The sequence below is a fragment of the Nocardia caishijiensis NBRC 108228 genome, assembly GCF_001612825.1.
In the GTDB taxonomy this organism is placed as follows: domain Bacteria; phylum Actinomycetota; class Actinomycetes; order Mycobacteriales; family Mycobacteriaceae; genus Nocardia; species Nocardia caishijiensis.
Window position 1 is genome coordinate 56,012 of the sequence record NZ_BDBE01000027.1, and the last position, 14,498, is coordinate 70,509.

Consider the following 14,498-nt stretch of genomic DNA (forward strand, 5'->3'; position numbering starts at 1 on the left):
GCCAGTCCTACAGATACATGCCGACCTCGGTCGAGTGCTCGACGGTCGAGCGGATCTGGATACCGCCGTCACGGTGGGCGACCAGTTCGGCCAGGGTGGCGCCGTCGGGGAACGGCGTCGAGGCGTGGTCCTGGCGGGCCAGCCACCGCGCCGCCTCCTGCGGTGAGAGCCTGCCCACCTCGAGCTGCGCCAGACAGCGCCCGGGCCGCACGACGGCGGGGTGCAATCGTGAGAGGTCCTCGTTGGTCGTGATCGCGAAGAGCACCTTGCGGCCGGAGCCGAGCATGCCGTCGGTGAGGTTGAGCAGACGGGAAAGCTTCTGTCCCGCCGCCTCTTTGGCCTCACCGCGAATCAGTTCGTCGCAGTCCTCCAGCACCAGCAACCGCCACCGACCGTCCTCGTCGTCACCGTCGGCCCCCGCGGCCACCTCCATCAGATAGCCGGGATTGCTGAACAATTCCTCGGGGTCGACCACACAGTCGACCTGGCACCACGGCGCCCACGCCCGCGCGAGCGCCCGCAACGCGGTGGTCTTGCCGGTGCCCGGCTCACCGTGCAGCAGCACCAGCCTGCCTCGGACATCGTCGGCGCCGAGGCTCATCAGTCGGTCGAACGCCGCCGACACCGGCGCGGCGTAGTTGCCGCGAATATCCGGCCAGGTGGGCGCGACGATCTGCCTGCGCCTGCGCGCGGGGCGACGCACATCCATGTGCCAAAACCCCATCTCCACCGTCGACGCGGTCTCGCGCGCCTGCGCGGCGCCCTCGGTGGCGCGGGCGAGCACGTCGACGGCAAGTTCGTCGCTGGCGGCGGTCACTTCGACCGTCGCCGAGCCACCCGCCCAGCGCACCGCCCGCAGCGACCACCCGGCCCCGGCGGCCAGCATCGCACTGCTGTCGTCGTCGAAGACCGAGCGCAGCATCGTCGACCCCTCGGGGCGCAACGGCGCGTCGGGACGCACCCGGTCGAGATGCGCCTGCCGGGCGAAGGGCTGGCTACCGTTCAGGAACGGGGCGAGCGCGAGCGCGTCGATGGCGTCGCGGGTGGAATAGGTCGAGTCGATGGCCGCCGACCACGGAAACGGCTCGCCCGTCTCCCGCGACGGGTCCCGGAGCTGGTCGATAGGTGTGGACACCGCGCCAATGATCGCGGTCGTCGGCCGGGAATGTCCAACGACTTACCGGTTGTGCGCCGGGTCACCTGCGCCGGAAAATCGCTGGCACGTGGGTTCGAGCCGTCGGTAACGTCGACGGCGTGACTTCCACCCAGAGCCCCCGCCCGGTCGACGAACCCACTCCGACCGCAGGGGCCAAGGAGTGGATCGGACTGGCGGTCCTGGCCCTGCCCACCCTGCTGATCTCCATGGACATGAGCGTGCTCTACCTGGCGATCCCCCACATCAGCGAGGCGTTGCGGCCGAGCAGTTCACAGCTGCTGTGGATCCTCGACATCTACGGCTTCCTGGTCGCGGGGTTCCTCATCACGATGGGCACCCTCGGCGACCGGATCGGCAGGCGCAGGCTGTTGATGATCGGCGCGCTGGCCTTCGGCGCCGCCTCGGTGATCGCGGCCTACTCGACCAGCGCGAACATGCTGATCGGCACGCGCGCGCTGCTCGGCATCGCGGGTGCCACGCTGATGCCGTCCACCCTGGCCCTGATCCGCAACATGTTCCACGACGACCGGCAGCGCACCGCCGCGATCAGCGTGTGGATGACCAGTTTCATGGTCGGCATGGTGGTCGGCCCGCTGGTCGGCGGGGCCATGCTGGAGAACTTCTGGTGGGGTTCGGTGTTCCTGGTCGCTGTCCCCGCGATGGTGCTGCTGCTCGCCGCCGGACCGTTCCTGCTGCCCGAGTACAAGGATCCGAACCCGGGCAGGCTCGACATTCTCAGTGCCGTGCTGTCGCTGGTGTCGGTGATGGGTGTCATCTACGGCATCAAGGAGCTGGCCAAGGACGGTGTGGCCGTGGAGCCCGTCGCCGTGCTGGTCGGCGCGCTGGTGCTCGGCACCGTCTTCGTGCTGCGACAGCAACGCCTCACGGACCCGCTGATCGACCTGCGGCTCTTCGGCAATGTCCGGTTCAGCGGCTCACTGGCGGCGCTGATGGTCGCCATGCTCGCGATGGGTGGATTGTTCCTGCTGCTGGCCCAGTATCTGCAACTGGTGCTCGGGCTTTCGGCGTTCGAGGCCGGACTGTGGACGGTGCCGCAGGCGCTGGCCATGGTGCTCGCCGCCGGTGCGGTGAGCGCGCTGGCCCCTCGGGTGCGTCCCGCGTACCTGATGACGGGCGGGCTGGTGGTCGCCATGGCGGGCTACGCGATCTTCACCCAGCTCGCGGGCGGTGACGACCTCGGTTTGATCGTCACCGGCATGGTGGTGTTCGCGCTCGGCCTGAGCCCGATGTTCGTGCTCGGCCTCGACCTGATCGTCGGCGCGGTCGACCCGGCACGCGCCGGTGCGGCGTCCGCGATCTCGGAGACGGGACAGGAACTGTCGACCGCGCTCGGGGTCGCGGTGATCGGCAGCATCGGTACCGCGGTCTATCGCGGGCAGATGGCCGGGGAGCTGCCGAGCGGACTGCCCACCGAGCTCGCGCACACCGCCGAGGACACCCTCGCGGGCGCGCTGCACGTCGCCTCGATGCTGCCCCAGGCCGTCGGCGCCGAACTCACCACGACGGCGCGACAGGCCTACACCCAGGCGCTGCAAGTCAATTCGATCGTCGGGATCGGACTCACCGCGATCGCGGCCGGACTCGTCGTCGCCTTGCTGCGCCATATCCCGGCACCGAACGAGCACGATGAGAAGGAATGAGCCGGGGTCCCGCCGGGAGCACGCGGCTCCCCGCGGGACCGAGGCATCAGCCGAGGCTGAAGGGCTGGCCCCACAGACGCAGCTCGGAACGACCGAACTGGGTGGTCACCTCGACGGAGACGAAGGCACGCGCCTGGGCGTAGCCCGCACAGCCCGACAGGCCGAGGGTCGAGTCGGCCCAGGTGACCGACCCTTCCTGACCGAAGAACTTGATGGCGGGCACGTAGCTCTCCTCGCCGTAGGCATCGGGGCCTTCGACCTGGAGCAACCAGAAGGTGGACGCCTGGCCGGGGCCGAGGGTGAGGTTGCCACCGGAGGTCACACCGCCGCTGGCGTTGCCGGAGTTGTTCACCGAACCGTTCGCGCCACCGGTGGCGTTGCCGCCGGAGATGTCGACCTGGCAGCCGACGACGTATCCGGGGGAGATCTTGACACCCTTGTGCTCGGCGTGGACCTTCACCTCGGCGCGGCCGGAGGCCCAGACGTTGCGGTGCAAGGGAGTAGAGCCCATCGAGGGGCTGATGTTGACCGACTCGCCGACCAGGCGGATGGTCACCGCGGTGCCGTCGGGCAAGGTCTGGTTGATCTCACCGCCCGGCAGCGGGATGAAGGTGTCGGCGTTGGCGGCGCCGGTGGAGAACAGGCCGAGCGCGAGGGTCGCGGCCGCGGCGGCACCGGCCAGACGGGCGGTCGCCTTCGTGAAGATGGTCATGGAGTTGTTCCTATTCGTGGAGAAGGGCGACAGGTCAGCCGATGCTGAACGGAGCACCGTAGAGGGAGGTCTTGGAGTAGTTGTCGCCGATGATCTCCACGACGGTGTAGGCGCGGGCCTGGGCGTACCCGGCGCAGCCCTGGATCTGCAGCTCCACGTCCTTGTAGCTGATGTGGTAGTTGCCCTTCTCGACGATGTCGAAGCCCTCGATGCCGATGAACTTCACCTCGCCGGGGCCGAGCTTCACGCCGATGGAGGCACCCGCGTTGACGCCGCTGGTGTTGATGCCACCCGAGACGCCCGCCGAGATCGCGTCGTCGGCGATGCTCACCTGGCAGCCGACGATGTAGCCGGTGCTCACGCGCGAGGAGCCGTGGGTCGAGGAGTTGTTGGTGCCGGGCGCGCCGTTGCCGCCGACGAACGGGCGAGGCTCGCCCTTCGGGGTCTCGGCCACATCGGCCAGCACGGTTCCGCTCACCCACGCCACGCGGCCCGCGCCGTTCGCGGCCATGGACGGCGAGATCAGGGCGCTCTCGGCCACCCGCTTGATCACCACACCGGGACCGGCCTTCTCACCGTCGGGCAGCGGAACGAAGGTGTCCGCGGTCGCCGTTCCGCCGGCAACGGCCAGCGCGGCCGTGGCCAGCGCGGTGGCCGTAAGCATTTTTCGCATCGTGGATGTCCTCATCAACTGTTGTGACCGACTCGCATCGATCTTGAACAGCTCGGACTGTAGACAGGTTAGGCTCACCTATCAAGCCCTTGCCCTAGCTAACTTTGAATAAGCCTAGGCTCACCTAAATATAGGTTACCCTCCTCGTAACCCGGTTCCATATGAGAAAGATTCCTGATGAGAAGTCCGCGCTGGTTCGGCTGGTCGCTGACGGTCGCGTTGCTGCTCGCGGCCTGCCTGCTGAGCCTGCTGGTCGGCACGAAATCGATTCCGGTCGGCGAGGTCTGGCAGGCACTGACCAGCACCGCGACCACCCCCGACCACGTCACCGTCACCGAATACCGGCTGCCGCGAACGGTTCTCGGGCTGCTCGCCGGACTGGCCCTCGGCGTCGCGGGCTGCCTGATGCAGGGCCTCACCCGCAACCCGCTCGCCGATCCGGGACTGCTCGGCGTGAATGCCGGTGCGGCCTTCGCGATCACGGTCGCGGTCGGGTTGCTCGGTGTGGAAGAGATCACCTCCTACGTCTGGTTCGGCTTCGCCGGAGCGGCACTCGTGTCGGTGGTGGTGTACCGGCTCGGCACCGCGGGCCACACCGGCACCGACCCGATCCGGCTGACGCTGGCCGGAGTCGCCGCCACCGCCGTCCTCGGCGGACTCACCAAGGGCCTGATCCTGCTCGACCCCAAGGCTTTCGACGAGATGCGACGCTGGGACGCGGGTTCGCTCACCGGTCGCGGATTCGACATCATCGCGGGCGCCACGCCGTTCATCGCGGCCGGGCTGCTCATCGCCGCCGTCTGCGCGCGCTCGCTCAATGCCGTCGCGCTCGGTGACGATCTGGCCCGTTCCCTCGGCGTGCAGGTCAACCGGACACGACTGCTCACCGCCCTGGCACTGGTGCTGCTGTGCGGAACCGCGACAGCGGCCGTCGGACCGATCGCCTTCGTCGGCCTCGCGGTTCCGCACATCGCCCGGTGGCTGGTCGGGCCCGATCAGCGCTGGATCTTCGCCTATTCGCTGGTGCTCGCGCCATTGTTGGTTCTCACCGCGGATGTCCTCGGCCGCGTCATCATTCGCCCCGACGAAGTTCCGGCCGGGCTGGTCACCGCGTTCCTCGGTGCGCCGATGCTGATCTGGTTGGCGCGCCGCTCGCGAGTGGGGGCAGCCGCATGACCGAATCGAATCCTGCCCGCTCGCGACGGCTCGTGCGGTCACCAGCCGGGCGTGGCAACTTGCGTCAGCGCGCCGGGCGAACACGCGGGGAGGACGCAGCATGAGACAGCATTCGGTGGCGCCCACCGGCAGCAAGGCCGCGCGCACAACCGGCACGGGGATCGACTTCGGACGGGCCACGCTCGTGGTGCGGCTCGGTCCCCTCGGGCTCACCGCAAGGATCGGCGTGCGCACCGTCGTCGTGTGCGCGATCCTGCTGCTGATCGCGGGCGCCACCGCCGTATTCGCACTGGGCAGCGGCGATTTCGAGATACCTGCCCCGCGCGTGCTTCGCGCGCTGTTCATCGGTGACGAGCGCTTCGACCGGCTGGTCGTCTTCGATTGGCGGCTGCCGCGCATCCTGCTGGCGCTCGCCCTCGGCGCGGCACTCGGGGTGAGTGGCGCGATCCTGCAGTCGGTCACCCGCAACCCGCTCGGCAGCCCCGACATCATCGGGTTCAGCACCGGCGCCTACACCGGCGCGCTGCTGGTGATCCTGACTCTCGGCGGCGGTAGCTTCCAGACGGCGGCGGGCGCGATGGCGGGTGGCCTCGGCGCCGCGCTGGTGATCCACCTGCTCGCCTTCCGGCACAACGTCACCGGGTTCCGGCTGATCATCGTCGGTATCGGGGTGAGTGCCATGCTCGCCTCGGTCAACACCTGGCTGATCATGCGGGCCGATCTCGACGCGGCGATGTCGGCGGCGGCGTGGGGCGCGGGATCGCTCAACGGGCTGTCGTGGGCCCAGGTCACACCGACCATGATCGTCCTCGCGGTCCTGGCGCTGGCGCTGATCCCGGCCGCGCCGCGCCTGCGGATCCTCGAACTCGGTGACGACACCGCCCGCGCGCTCGGTCTCGACGCGAGCAGGGCCACCGGCTGGCTGATCGCGCTCAGCGTCGGATTCACCTCGCTGGCAACGGCTGTCGCCGGGCCCATCGCCTTCGTCGCCCTGGCGGCACCGCATCTGGCGCGCAAGCTCACCCGCACACCGTCGATCGCCCTGGCCCCGGCCGCGGTGATGGGCGCGACCCTGCTGGTGACCTGTGACTGGATCGCCCAGCACGCCTTCGCCCCGACCACCATCCCGGTCGGCATCGTCACCGGCTCGATCGGCGGCCTGTACCTGGCGTATCTGCTCGTCGCCGAAGCGCGACGGAAATAGGGAAAGCGACATGAACGACACTCACGCCGCGCGGTTGCGCGCCGACCAGGTCCGGCTCGGCTACAAGGGCAACACGATCAGCGAGCAGCTCTCCGTCGACATCCCGGACGGCAAGTTCACGGTGATCATCGGCCCGAACGCCTGCGGCAAGTCCACCCTGCTGCGCGCCCTGGCCCGGCTGCTCGCCCCCGAATCCGGGCAGGTCCTGCTCGACGACAAGCCGGTGGGCGACTATCCGGCCAAGGAACTGGCCCGCCGGATCGGCCTGCTCCCCCAGACCTCGACCGCACCCGACGGTATCCGCGTGGCGGATCTGGTCGCGCGCGGCCGCTATCCCCATCAGACGCTGCTACGGCAGTGGTCGAAGGCCGATGAGGAGGCGGTCGCGGCGGCGATGGCGGCCACCGGAGTCGCCGAGCTGTCGGCCCGTCCGGTCGACGAACTCTCGGGCGGCCAGCGACAACGGGTCTGGATCTCGATGGTGCTCGCCCAGCAGACGCCCATCATCCTGCTCGACGAGCCGACCACCTACCTCGACATCGCCTACCAGATCCAACTGCTCGACCTGTGCCGCTCGCTCAATCGCGAGTCCGAACGCACGGTCGTCGCCGTCCTGCACGACCTCAACCAAGCCTTCCGCTACGCCGACCATCTGATCGCCATGCGCGACGGGCGGATCGTCGCCACCGGCACTCCCGCCGACATCGTCACCTCGGACCTGGTCCACGAGGTGTTCTCGCTGCGCTGCCGCATCGTCGACGACCCGGAAACCGGGACGCCACTGGTGATTCCGCTGGCCGAGAACGCCGCACCGGTGCACTGAAGAAATGAGGAAAACCCCGCCCATGTTCACCAACCGCTCCTCGGGACGTCTCCGCGCCGCCCTCGTCGTTCCGGTGGTCGCGCTCGTCGCCGCGCTCGCCGGGTGCGGTGACTCGTCCTCCGAGACCGTCGACGCCGGACCGCGCGAGGTGCCCTCGGCGAAGGGTCCCGTCAAGGTGCCCGCCGACCCGCAACGCATCGTCGTGCTCAACGGCAACCTGGCCGGATACCTCTACGATCTCGAGGCGCCCGTCGTCGCGGCGGACCCGCGCCTGCTCGGTGTGCCGACCAAGCCGGGCGAGTTCCCGACCGGCTGGGCCGAGGACGCGAAAGCCCAGGGCACACAGGCTGTTCCGTCGGGCGACAACATCAACCTCGAGTTCATCGCCGCCCAGCGTCCCGACCTCATCATCGGCGGCGGTCAGGGTTACCCCGGCCAGCAGTCGGTGAACGCCTACGACCAGCTCAGCGCGATCGCCCCGACGGTGCTGCTGCCGACCGAGACCACCAACTGGCAGGACCAGCTGCGCTTCATCGCCGCGACGGTCGACAAGCCAGCCAATGTCGACACCCTGATCGCCAACTACCAGGCAAAACTCACCGAGGCCAAGAGCAAGATCAAGCCCCCCGCCGGCGCGACCGCGGTCTTCCAGTCGATCAAGAGCCAGAAGCCGACCGTCTTCGTGCCGACCGCCGCGCTGCCAGCGCTGCTCGGTGAGGTCGGCTTCACCCTCGACACCCAGGTGGAGGCCAAGGCCGGAAATCCCACCAAGGAGCAGAGCGCCGACTTCATCAGCTTCAGCCCGGAGTTGCTCAACACCGTGGTCGACGCGCCGGTGCTGTTCACCATCCCGCTCAGCGGTGGTCGTTCGCTCGCGGAGTTGCGCGCCGATCCGCTGTACGCCTCGCTGCCTTCGTTCCGGGAGGGCAAGGTCTTCGAGCTGCCCGCGACCAGTTCGCGCCCGGACTACCGCACCGTCATGGCGACCCTCGACCTGCTCGTGGAGCGCTTCAAGTGACCTCGGGACTGCTCATCGACCTCAGCCCGCTGCGGGCCTCACGCCCCTTCCGGTGCGCGTTCGCGGCGCGGCTGGTCTCGGTGCTCGGCATCGGACTGCTCATGGTCGCGTTGCCGTTGCAGATCTATCAGCTGACCGGGTCGAGTGTGCAGGTGGCCGGGGTCGCAACCACCACCGCCGTCGCCCTGTTCGCGGGCGGTCTCGCGGGCGGTGTGGTCGCCGACCGGTACGACCGCCGCACGGTGATCCAGTGGTCGCGCAGTGCGGCGGGCATCGGGTTCCTGCTGCTCGGGGTGAACGCCGTGCTGCCGGACCCGTTCCTGTCGGTGATCTACCTCGCCGCCGTCATCGACGGCCTCGCGGGCGGGGTGAGCGGTTCGGCGCTGATGGCCATGGTCCCGGTGCTCGTCGGTCGTGAGAAGGTGGCCGCCGCCGGTGCGCTGGTCTCGTTGACCACCGACCTCGGCACGATGATCACCCCTGCCGTCGCCGGTCTGCTCGTCGCGAAAACCGGTGTGGCCACGGCGTATTTCCTCTGCGCCCTCGCCACCACCGCGACTGTCGGCCTCATCACCGCGATCGGCCCGTCGCCGCCACCGCAACGCGACCTGGAGAACCCGGTGCGTGAACTGGTGGCCGGAATCTCGTTCGCGGTGCGCCACGAGTCCATCCGACTCATCCTGCTCACCGGGCTGATCGGGATGCTCGTGAGCGGCCCGCTGGTGCTGTTGCCCGCCTTCGCCGATGTCGAACTCGACGCGGGCGCGGGCACGCTCGGCCTGCTCTACGCGGCGCCCGGCGCCGGTGCGGTGCTCGGCACCCTGACCAGCGGCTGGATGAGTCGCGCGCACACCGGCCGGGCGCTGCTGCTCTCGCTGGCGCTCATGCCGATCGGGGTGATCGCGGCCGGACTGTGGTCGCACGCGGCGCTGGTGTTCCTCGGTCTCGCCGGGTTCGGCCTGGCCAGAGCCGTGAACATGGTGCTGCGCTACACGCTGTTGCAGCAGGCCGCGCCCGATCACATGCGTGGCCGGATGTCGGGACTGTTGATGGTGCAGTCGGTCGCCGGTACCGCCGTGGGCTCCATGGTCGCGGGCGTGGTCGGCCAGATGTTCGCTCCCGGACGCGCGCTCGTGCTCTACGGCGTCGCGGTCCTCGTCCTCACCGGCCTGATGGCGCTGATCGCCGGGCCGCTGCACAGAAAGGAACCATCGTGAAAGATCGCAGTGCCTACGCCGACAACATCGCCGAGGTGCTCGCCGGTGACCACTACGCCAAGGTGCCGTACCCGATCGGGCTGCGGGAAGTGGAGGTGCTGCGGGTCGTGCCCGTCGGTGCGGCGCTGCTGCGCATCACCTTCGGCGGCCCGGACATCGCCGAGTTCCACAGCTACGTACCGGACGAGCATGTGCGCCTGATCTTTCCGGGCGAGGACGGCGTACTCCGGCTGCCGAAGCTCGACGGCACGATGCTCGAATGGGGCAACCCGCGACCGATCTCCCGTGAGTACACCGTGCGGCGGCACAGCGCCGAGGACGGCGAACTCGACATCGATTTCGTGGTCCACCCCGGCGGTCTCGCCTCGGACTGGGCCACCACGGTCACGCCGGGCACCAAGGTTTACATCGCCGGTCCGCCCGGTGGCGTCGTCATCCCCGATACCTACGACGACTACCTGCTCGCCGGGGACATCACCGCGCTGCCCGCCATCGCCCGCTGGCTCGAGCGTATGCCCCGCGACACCACCGGCTGGGCCTTCATCGAGGTCGCCGGACCCGGCGAGGAGATCCCCCTCGACCCGCCGACGGGCGTGACCGTGCGCTGGCTGCACCGCGGCGACCTCGCGCCGGGCACGAGCGACGTCCTCGAACAGGCCGTGCGCGAGGTGAAAGTCCCGGCCGGACACCGGGTCTTCGCCTGGGTCGCCGGTGAAGCCGGGTGCCTGCGCGGCGTCCGCAAGATCATCCGTGGCGACCTGGGGATCGGTCCCGAGGACTCGCTCATCGCCGGTTACTGGAAGCGCGGCGTCGCCGACTTCGATCGAGAGGAATGACCATGACCGACGAACAGGTGATCGCCGATGTGGCCACCGTACTGGGAGTCGAGGCGAGCGAGCTGAGCGCCGAGACCGATCTGCTCGACGCCGGACTCGATTCGGTGCGCATCATGTCGCTGGTGGAGAAATGGCGGTCGGCTGGACATGCGGATATCGACTTCCCCACGCTCGCGGGTGAAACCGTCCTCGGGTCCTGGATCGAACTGCTGGCCTGAGCCTCGGGGGTGGCGCGCACCGTGCGCCACCCCCGGCGGATCAGTTGCCGTGCGCGCCCTCGGCGAGCAGGTGCCGCAGCTCCTTGCGGCTGGTCTTGCCGACGCCGGTCTCGGGGAACTGTTCGATCACCACCACGGCGTCGGGCATCTTCCACGCCGCGACACCGCGCTCGCGCACGAACTTGCGCACCGAGGTCAACGTCGGCCGCTGCTCGGGGTCGACGGGCTGGACGAAGGCGCAGATCCGTTGTCCGAGAACGGGGTCGGGCGTGCCGACGATCACCGCGTCCCGGATGGCTGGATGCTCGAGCAGGTGCGCCTCGAGCTCCTCGGCGGAGACCTTCTCGCCGCCACGGTTCACCCAGTCGCCCGCGCGACCGGCGACCACCAGGTTCCCGTCGGGGCGGATCGACACGATGTCGCCCGTGCGGTACCAGCCGTCAGCGGTGAAGCTGCGGGCGTCGGCCTCGGGGTTGTCGTAGTAGCCGCGAATCGTGTACGGGCCCTGGGTGATCAGGTTGCCCTGCGCGCCCGGCGCCACCTCGACGCCGTTGTCGTCGACGACCGCGAGCTGGTCGAACTCCGACATCGGTCGCCCCTGGGTGCTCACCACCACGTCGATCGGGTCGTCGAGGCGGGTGTAGCAGACCAGCCCCTCGGCCATCCCGAACACCTGCTGCAGGGTGACGCCGAGCGCGGGCCCGATTCGGCGGGCCAGCTCGTCCTGACAGCGCGCCCCGCCGACCTGCACCACCCGCAGACTCGAAAGATCCGGTGTGTCACCGGCTTCGGCCCGCTCGGTCCACAGCCGGGCCAGGGGCGGCACGAGACCGGTGATGGTGACACCGAATCGCTCGATCAGCGGGAATGCCGTCGCGGGCGTGGGATCGGGGGTCATGGCGACCGCGCCGCCCGCCCACAGCGCGCCGAGGATGCCCGGCGAACTCATCGGGAAGTTGTGGGCGACGGGCAGGGTCGCGAGATAGACCGTGTCGCTGTCGAGTTCGCAGATCTCGGCGCTGCGGCGCACGCTGTAGAGGTAGTCGTCGTGGGTGCGGGCGATGAGCTTCGGGATACCGGTGCTGCCACCGGAGAGCTGCAGAAACGCCACGTCACCGGCCGATGGCCCCGGCAATTCCACCGGCTCGTCCCGGAATTCGGCGATGTCGTCGGCGCCCTCGGGCGCATCCTGCCCCTCGTCGAGGACGAGCAGCACGTGCCGCAGGCTCGGCACCCGCGCCCGCACCGTATCCGCGAGCGCCGCGTAGTCGAAGCGCTGATGGGTGCCGCAGGTGATGACGGCCGTCGCCGCGGCGGCCTCGGCGATCGGCACCAGCTCGCCGGTGCGGTGCGCGGGCAGGCAGAACACCGGCAGCGCACCCAGTTCGAACAACGCGAAGATCACCTCGACGAATTCGGCGCGGTTGGGCAGTTGCACCAGCACTCGATCACCCGGCGCGATGCCGAGTCGGGCCAAGCCGGTGGCGAGCGATCGAGCGCGTCGGTGGAGTTCGGCGTAGGTCCAGCTGCCGCCGGAGTCGAGGACGGCGATCCGGTCCGGTGCGGCGGCGGCACGCGCGGCCAGGACGTCGCCGAAAGTCTCACCGGCCCAGAGGTTCTGAGCGCGATACTCGGCGGCGAGTTCGGCGGGCCACGGGGTGAAGCCGGGGAGGGCGGGTTCGGTCAAGTCGAGCACCTCTTTCGAGCAGGCAGTTCGGTGTTTCGGCCGGAAGTTGTGAGGGAAGCTAACCAAATTACTGAATATCAGGTTAGGCTAACCTCATGTTGAATGGGGATTCTCGCGGCCGAATCGTCGTCGTCACCGGCGCGGCCGGGGGCATCGGCGCCGCGATCGCGCAGCGGTTCGCCGCCGAGGAGCGGGTCGTCTCGCTGTGGGATCTCGATCCGGCGGTGCACGAGACCGCGGCGGCGATCCGATCATCCGCCGCTGGCGCGGAGTCTGCCGATGCCGCCACCGCGGGCGGCACACCGCAAGCCGGAAGTACTGCGACAGCGACATTCTCCGGCGCGGACGTGCACGGCGTCACCGTCGACCTCACCGATGCCGCTGCCGTACGGACGGCATTCGACCGGCTCACTGCCGAATACGGCGCCGTCGAGGTACTCGTGCACGCGGCGGGCGTGATGGTCGGTGGCACCGCCCTCGAGCTCGCCCCGGCGGACTGGACACGCTGCCTCACCGTGAACGCCACCGCGACCGTGCTCGTCACCCAGCGTGCCGCCACCGAGATGGTCGGCGCCGGTGGCGGGTCGATCGTTGTCGTCTCCTCCAACGCGGCGGCCGCGCCCCGGGTGGGCATGGCCGCCTACGGCGCCGCCAAGGCCGCCGCGACCGCCTTCACCAGATCGCTCGCCCTGCAGGTCGCGCCGCTCGGCGTGCGGGTCAACCTGGTCTCCCCCGGCTCGACCGACACCGCCATGCTGCGCGACATGTTCGGCGGCGCACCGCTCGACGATGCCGCCGAAACCGCGCTGCTCGACGGCGATCCCACGGCCTACCGGCTCGGGATCCCGTTGCGCCGCATCGCCGCTCCCGACGACATCGCGTCGGCCGTCCACTTCCTGGCGTCCGACGGCGCCCGCCACATCACCATGCACGACCTGCGGGTCGACGGTGGCGCAACGCTAGATATGTGACCGAGAGGATGATCCCCATCAGTACCACCAGTTCAGAACCCGCTTTTGTCCTGTCCCGCCCGCGGCGGACCGTGTCCGCAGGCGCGGGTGGGACGGTCTTCCGCTCGGCACACGACGCGATCACCGCGCTGCGCAGCGGCCGCATCAGCCACATCGTCGGCGCGCTGCCCTTCACCCCCGGGGCACCGACGGCACTGTGGGCGCCGGATTCGGTGACGATCACCGACGCGCCACACCAACCCGCCGCCCGACCGCTCCCGCGCTTCGGCATCGACGCCGCCCTGCCCGCGCCGGAGGAGCACCGCGACCGCGTCGCCACGGCCATCGAACTGCTCGCCGATCCCGCGCACCCGGTGCGAAAGGTGGTGCTGGCCCGGGCTATTCGTGCGCGGTCGCAATCGCGTGTCCGGGCACTCGACATCTTCGACCTGATGGTCGCCTCGGATCCGATGTCCAACGGCTTCCTGGTCGACCTGTCGGCGGCCGGTGGCCGCTACGCCGGTCGGCACCTGGTCGGCTCGAGCCCCGAGATCCTGGTGCGCCGCGACGCGACCGAGGTGCTGAGTTATCCGCTGGCCGGGTCGGCCCGCCGCGTACTCGACGACGACAGCGCCGACCGCAGTGCCGCCGACACCCTGCTCGCCTCCACCAAGGATCTGGCCGAACACCGCTTCGTCACCGATCAGGTCTCGGCCGTGCTGCGCGATCGCTGCGCCGACGTGCGCACGCCCGCACCGGAACTCATGTCCACCCCGGCCATGTGGCACATCGGCACGCCGATCACCGCCACGGTGCCGCTCGCGGGTCCGTCGGCGCTCGAGCTCGCCGTCGCACTGCACCCCACCCCGGCGGTCTGCGGCACACCCACCGCCGCCGCGGCACGGGTGATCGCCGAACTCGAGGGCGAGCGCGGGTTCTACGCGGGCGCGGTCGGCTGGTGCGACGCCGACGGCAACGGTGAGTGGATGGTGAGCATCCGGTGCGCGGAGCTCTGCGCCGAGGGCACCGATCTGCTCGCCTACGCGGGCGGCGGGATCGTCGCCGCGTCCGACCCGAGCGCCGAATTGGCCGAGACCACCGGCAAATTCCAGCGCATCCTCGCTCCGCTCGGTATCGCGGATCTGCCTGTCACCGTTGGCTGAGCCG

General features: G+C 69.7%; 14 protein-coding genes. 10 read left to right on the forward strand and 4 right to left on the reverse strand.

What is annotated here, in order from left to right; genetic code table 11:
- Positions 1-7 precede the first annotated feature (7 nt).
- Positions 8-1,135 (reverse strand): DUF5925 domain-containing protein, encoded by a 1,128-nt coding sequence (locus tag NC7_RS10860; RefSeq protein ID WP_067981518.1) that lies wholly within the window; start codon positions 1,133-1,135, stop codon positions 8-10.
- Positions 1,136-1,254: 119 nt separating this feature from the next.
- On the opposite strand from NC7_RS10860, the gene NC7_RS10865 reads away from it, so the two are divergent.
- A complete protein-coding gene (locus NC7_RS10865) occupies positions 1,255-2,817 on the forward strand; it encodes an MFS transporter (RefSeq protein WP_067981520.1) in 1,563 nt (520 codons plus the stop codon).
- A gap of 46 nt (positions 2,818-2,863) precedes the next feature.
- On the opposite strand, the gene NC7_RS10870 is transcribed toward NC7_RS10865, so the two are convergent.
- The gene (locus NC7_RS10870; RefSeq protein WP_067981525.1) at positions 2,864-3,529 is read right to left on the reverse strand and encodes an MspA family porin; all 666 of its coding nucleotides are present in this window, start codon (positions 3,527-3,529) and stop codon (positions 2,864-2,866) included.
- Positions 3,530-3,563: 34 nt separating this feature from the next.
- Entirely contained in the window at positions 3,564-4,202 is a 639-nt protein-coding gene (locus NC7_RS10875) for an MspA family porin (RefSeq protein WP_067981527.1), read from the reverse strand.
- Between the two features lie 177 nt (positions 4,203-4,379).
- Between NC7_RS10875 and NC7_RS10880 the strand changes: the two genes are divergently transcribed.
- From NC7_RS10880 to NC7_RS10910, 7 genes are all read left to right on the forward strand, one after another.
- Complete coding sequence (locus NC7_RS10880) at positions 4,380-5,378, forward strand: FecCD family ABC transporter permease (RefSeq protein ID WP_067981530.1); 999 nt, start codon at positions 4,380-4,382, stop codon at positions 5,376-5,378.
- A 100-nt stretch (positions 5,379-5,478) separates the two neighbouring features.
- Positions 5,479-6,582, forward strand: a complete 1,104-nt coding sequence (locus NC7_RS10885) for a FecCD family ABC transporter permease (protein WP_067981532.1) — start codon at positions 5,479-5,481, stop codon at positions 6,580-6,582.
- A gap of 10 nt (positions 6,583-6,592) precedes the next feature.
- On the forward strand, positions 6,593-7,405 hold the full coding sequence (locus tag NC7_RS10890; protein WP_067981534.1) for an ABC transporter ATP-binding protein: 813 nt from the start codon (positions 6,593-6,595) through the stop codon (positions 7,403-7,405).
- Positions 7,406-7,427: 22 nt separating this feature from the next.
- Entirely contained in the window at positions 7,428-8,423 is a 996-nt protein-coding gene (locus NC7_RS10895) for an ABC transporter substrate-binding protein (RefSeq protein WP_084458338.1), read from the forward strand.
- Positions 8,420-9,640 carry an enterobactin transporter EntS gene (gene entS, locus NC7_RS10900; protein WP_067981538.1) on the forward strand — a complete coding sequence of 407 codons (1,221 nt, stop codon included), beginning with the start codon at positions 8,420-8,422 and terminating at the stop codon, positions 9,638-9,640. Before NC7_RS10895 ends, entS begins: the two co-directional genes overlap by 4 nt.
- A complete protein-coding gene (locus NC7_RS10905; protein WP_067981539.1) occupies positions 9,637-10,476 on the forward strand; it encodes a siderophore-interacting protein in 840 nt (279 codons plus the stop codon). The genes entS and NC7_RS10905 overlap by 4 nt, the downstream gene beginning before the upstream one ends.
- Before the next feature lie 2 nt (positions 10,477-10,478).
- The gene (locus NC7_RS10910; protein WP_067981540.1) at positions 10,479-10,694 is read left to right on the forward strand and encodes a phosphopantetheine-binding protein; all 216 of its coding nucleotides are present in this window, start codon (positions 10,479-10,481) and stop codon (positions 10,692-10,694) included.
- Between the two features lie 40 nt (positions 10,695-10,734).
- On the opposite strand, the gene NC7_RS10915 is transcribed toward NC7_RS10910, so the two are convergent.
- Positions 10,735-12,390, reverse strand: a complete 1,656-nt coding sequence (locus NC7_RS10915; protein WP_084458340.1) for a (2,3-dihydroxybenzoyl)adenylate synthase — start codon at positions 12,388-12,390, stop codon at positions 10,735-10,737.
- Positions 12,391-12,476: 86 nt separating this feature from the next.
- On the opposite strand from NC7_RS10915, the gene NC7_RS10920 reads away from it, so the two are divergent.
- A complete protein-coding gene (locus NC7_RS10920; protein ID WP_067981541.1) occupies positions 12,477-13,352 on the forward strand; it encodes an SDR family oxidoreductase in 876 nt (291 codons plus the stop codon).
- The gene (locus NC7_RS10925; protein ID WP_236573293.1) at positions 13,349-14,494 is read left to right on the forward strand and encodes an isochorismate synthase; all 1,146 of its coding nucleotides are present in this window, start codon (positions 13,349-13,351) and stop codon (positions 14,492-14,494) included. The genes NC7_RS10920 and NC7_RS10925 overlap by 4 nt, the downstream gene beginning before the upstream one ends.
- The last annotated feature ends 4 nt before the right edge of the window (positions 14,495-14,498 follow it).

Coding starts and splice junctions, on each gene's coding strand:
- NC7_RS10885 (WP_067981532.1), top strand. CDS start 5,479: ATGAGACAGCATTCGGTGGCGCCCACCGGCAGCAAGGCCGCGCGCACA.
- NC7_RS10875 (WP_067981527.1), bottom strand. CDS start 4,202: ATGCGAAAAATGCTTACGGCCACCGCGCTGGCCACGGCCGCGCTGGCC.
- NC7_RS10920 (WP_067981541.1), top strand. CDS start 12,477: ATGTTGAATGGGGATTCTCGCGGCCGAATCGTCGTCGTCACCGGCGCG.
- NC7_RS10890 (WP_067981534.1), top strand. CDS start 6,593: ATGAACGACACTCACGCCGCGCGGTTGCGCGCCGACCAGGTCCGGCTC.
- NC7_RS10880 (WP_067981530.1), top strand. CDS start 4,380: ATGAGAAGTCCGCGCTGGTTCGGCTGGTCGCTGACGGTCGCGTTGCTG.
- NC7_RS10870 (WP_067981525.1), bottom strand. CDS start 3,529: ATGACCATCTTCACGAAGGCGACCGCCCGTCTGGCCGGTGCCGCCGCG.
- NC7_RS10895 (WP_084458338.1), top strand. CDS start 7,428: ATGTTCACCAACCGCTCCTCGGGACGTCTCCGCGCCGCCCTCGTCGTT.
- NC7_RS10910 (WP_067981540.1), top strand. CDS start 10,479: ATGACCGACGAACAGGTGATCGCCGATGTGGCCACCGTACTGGGAGTC.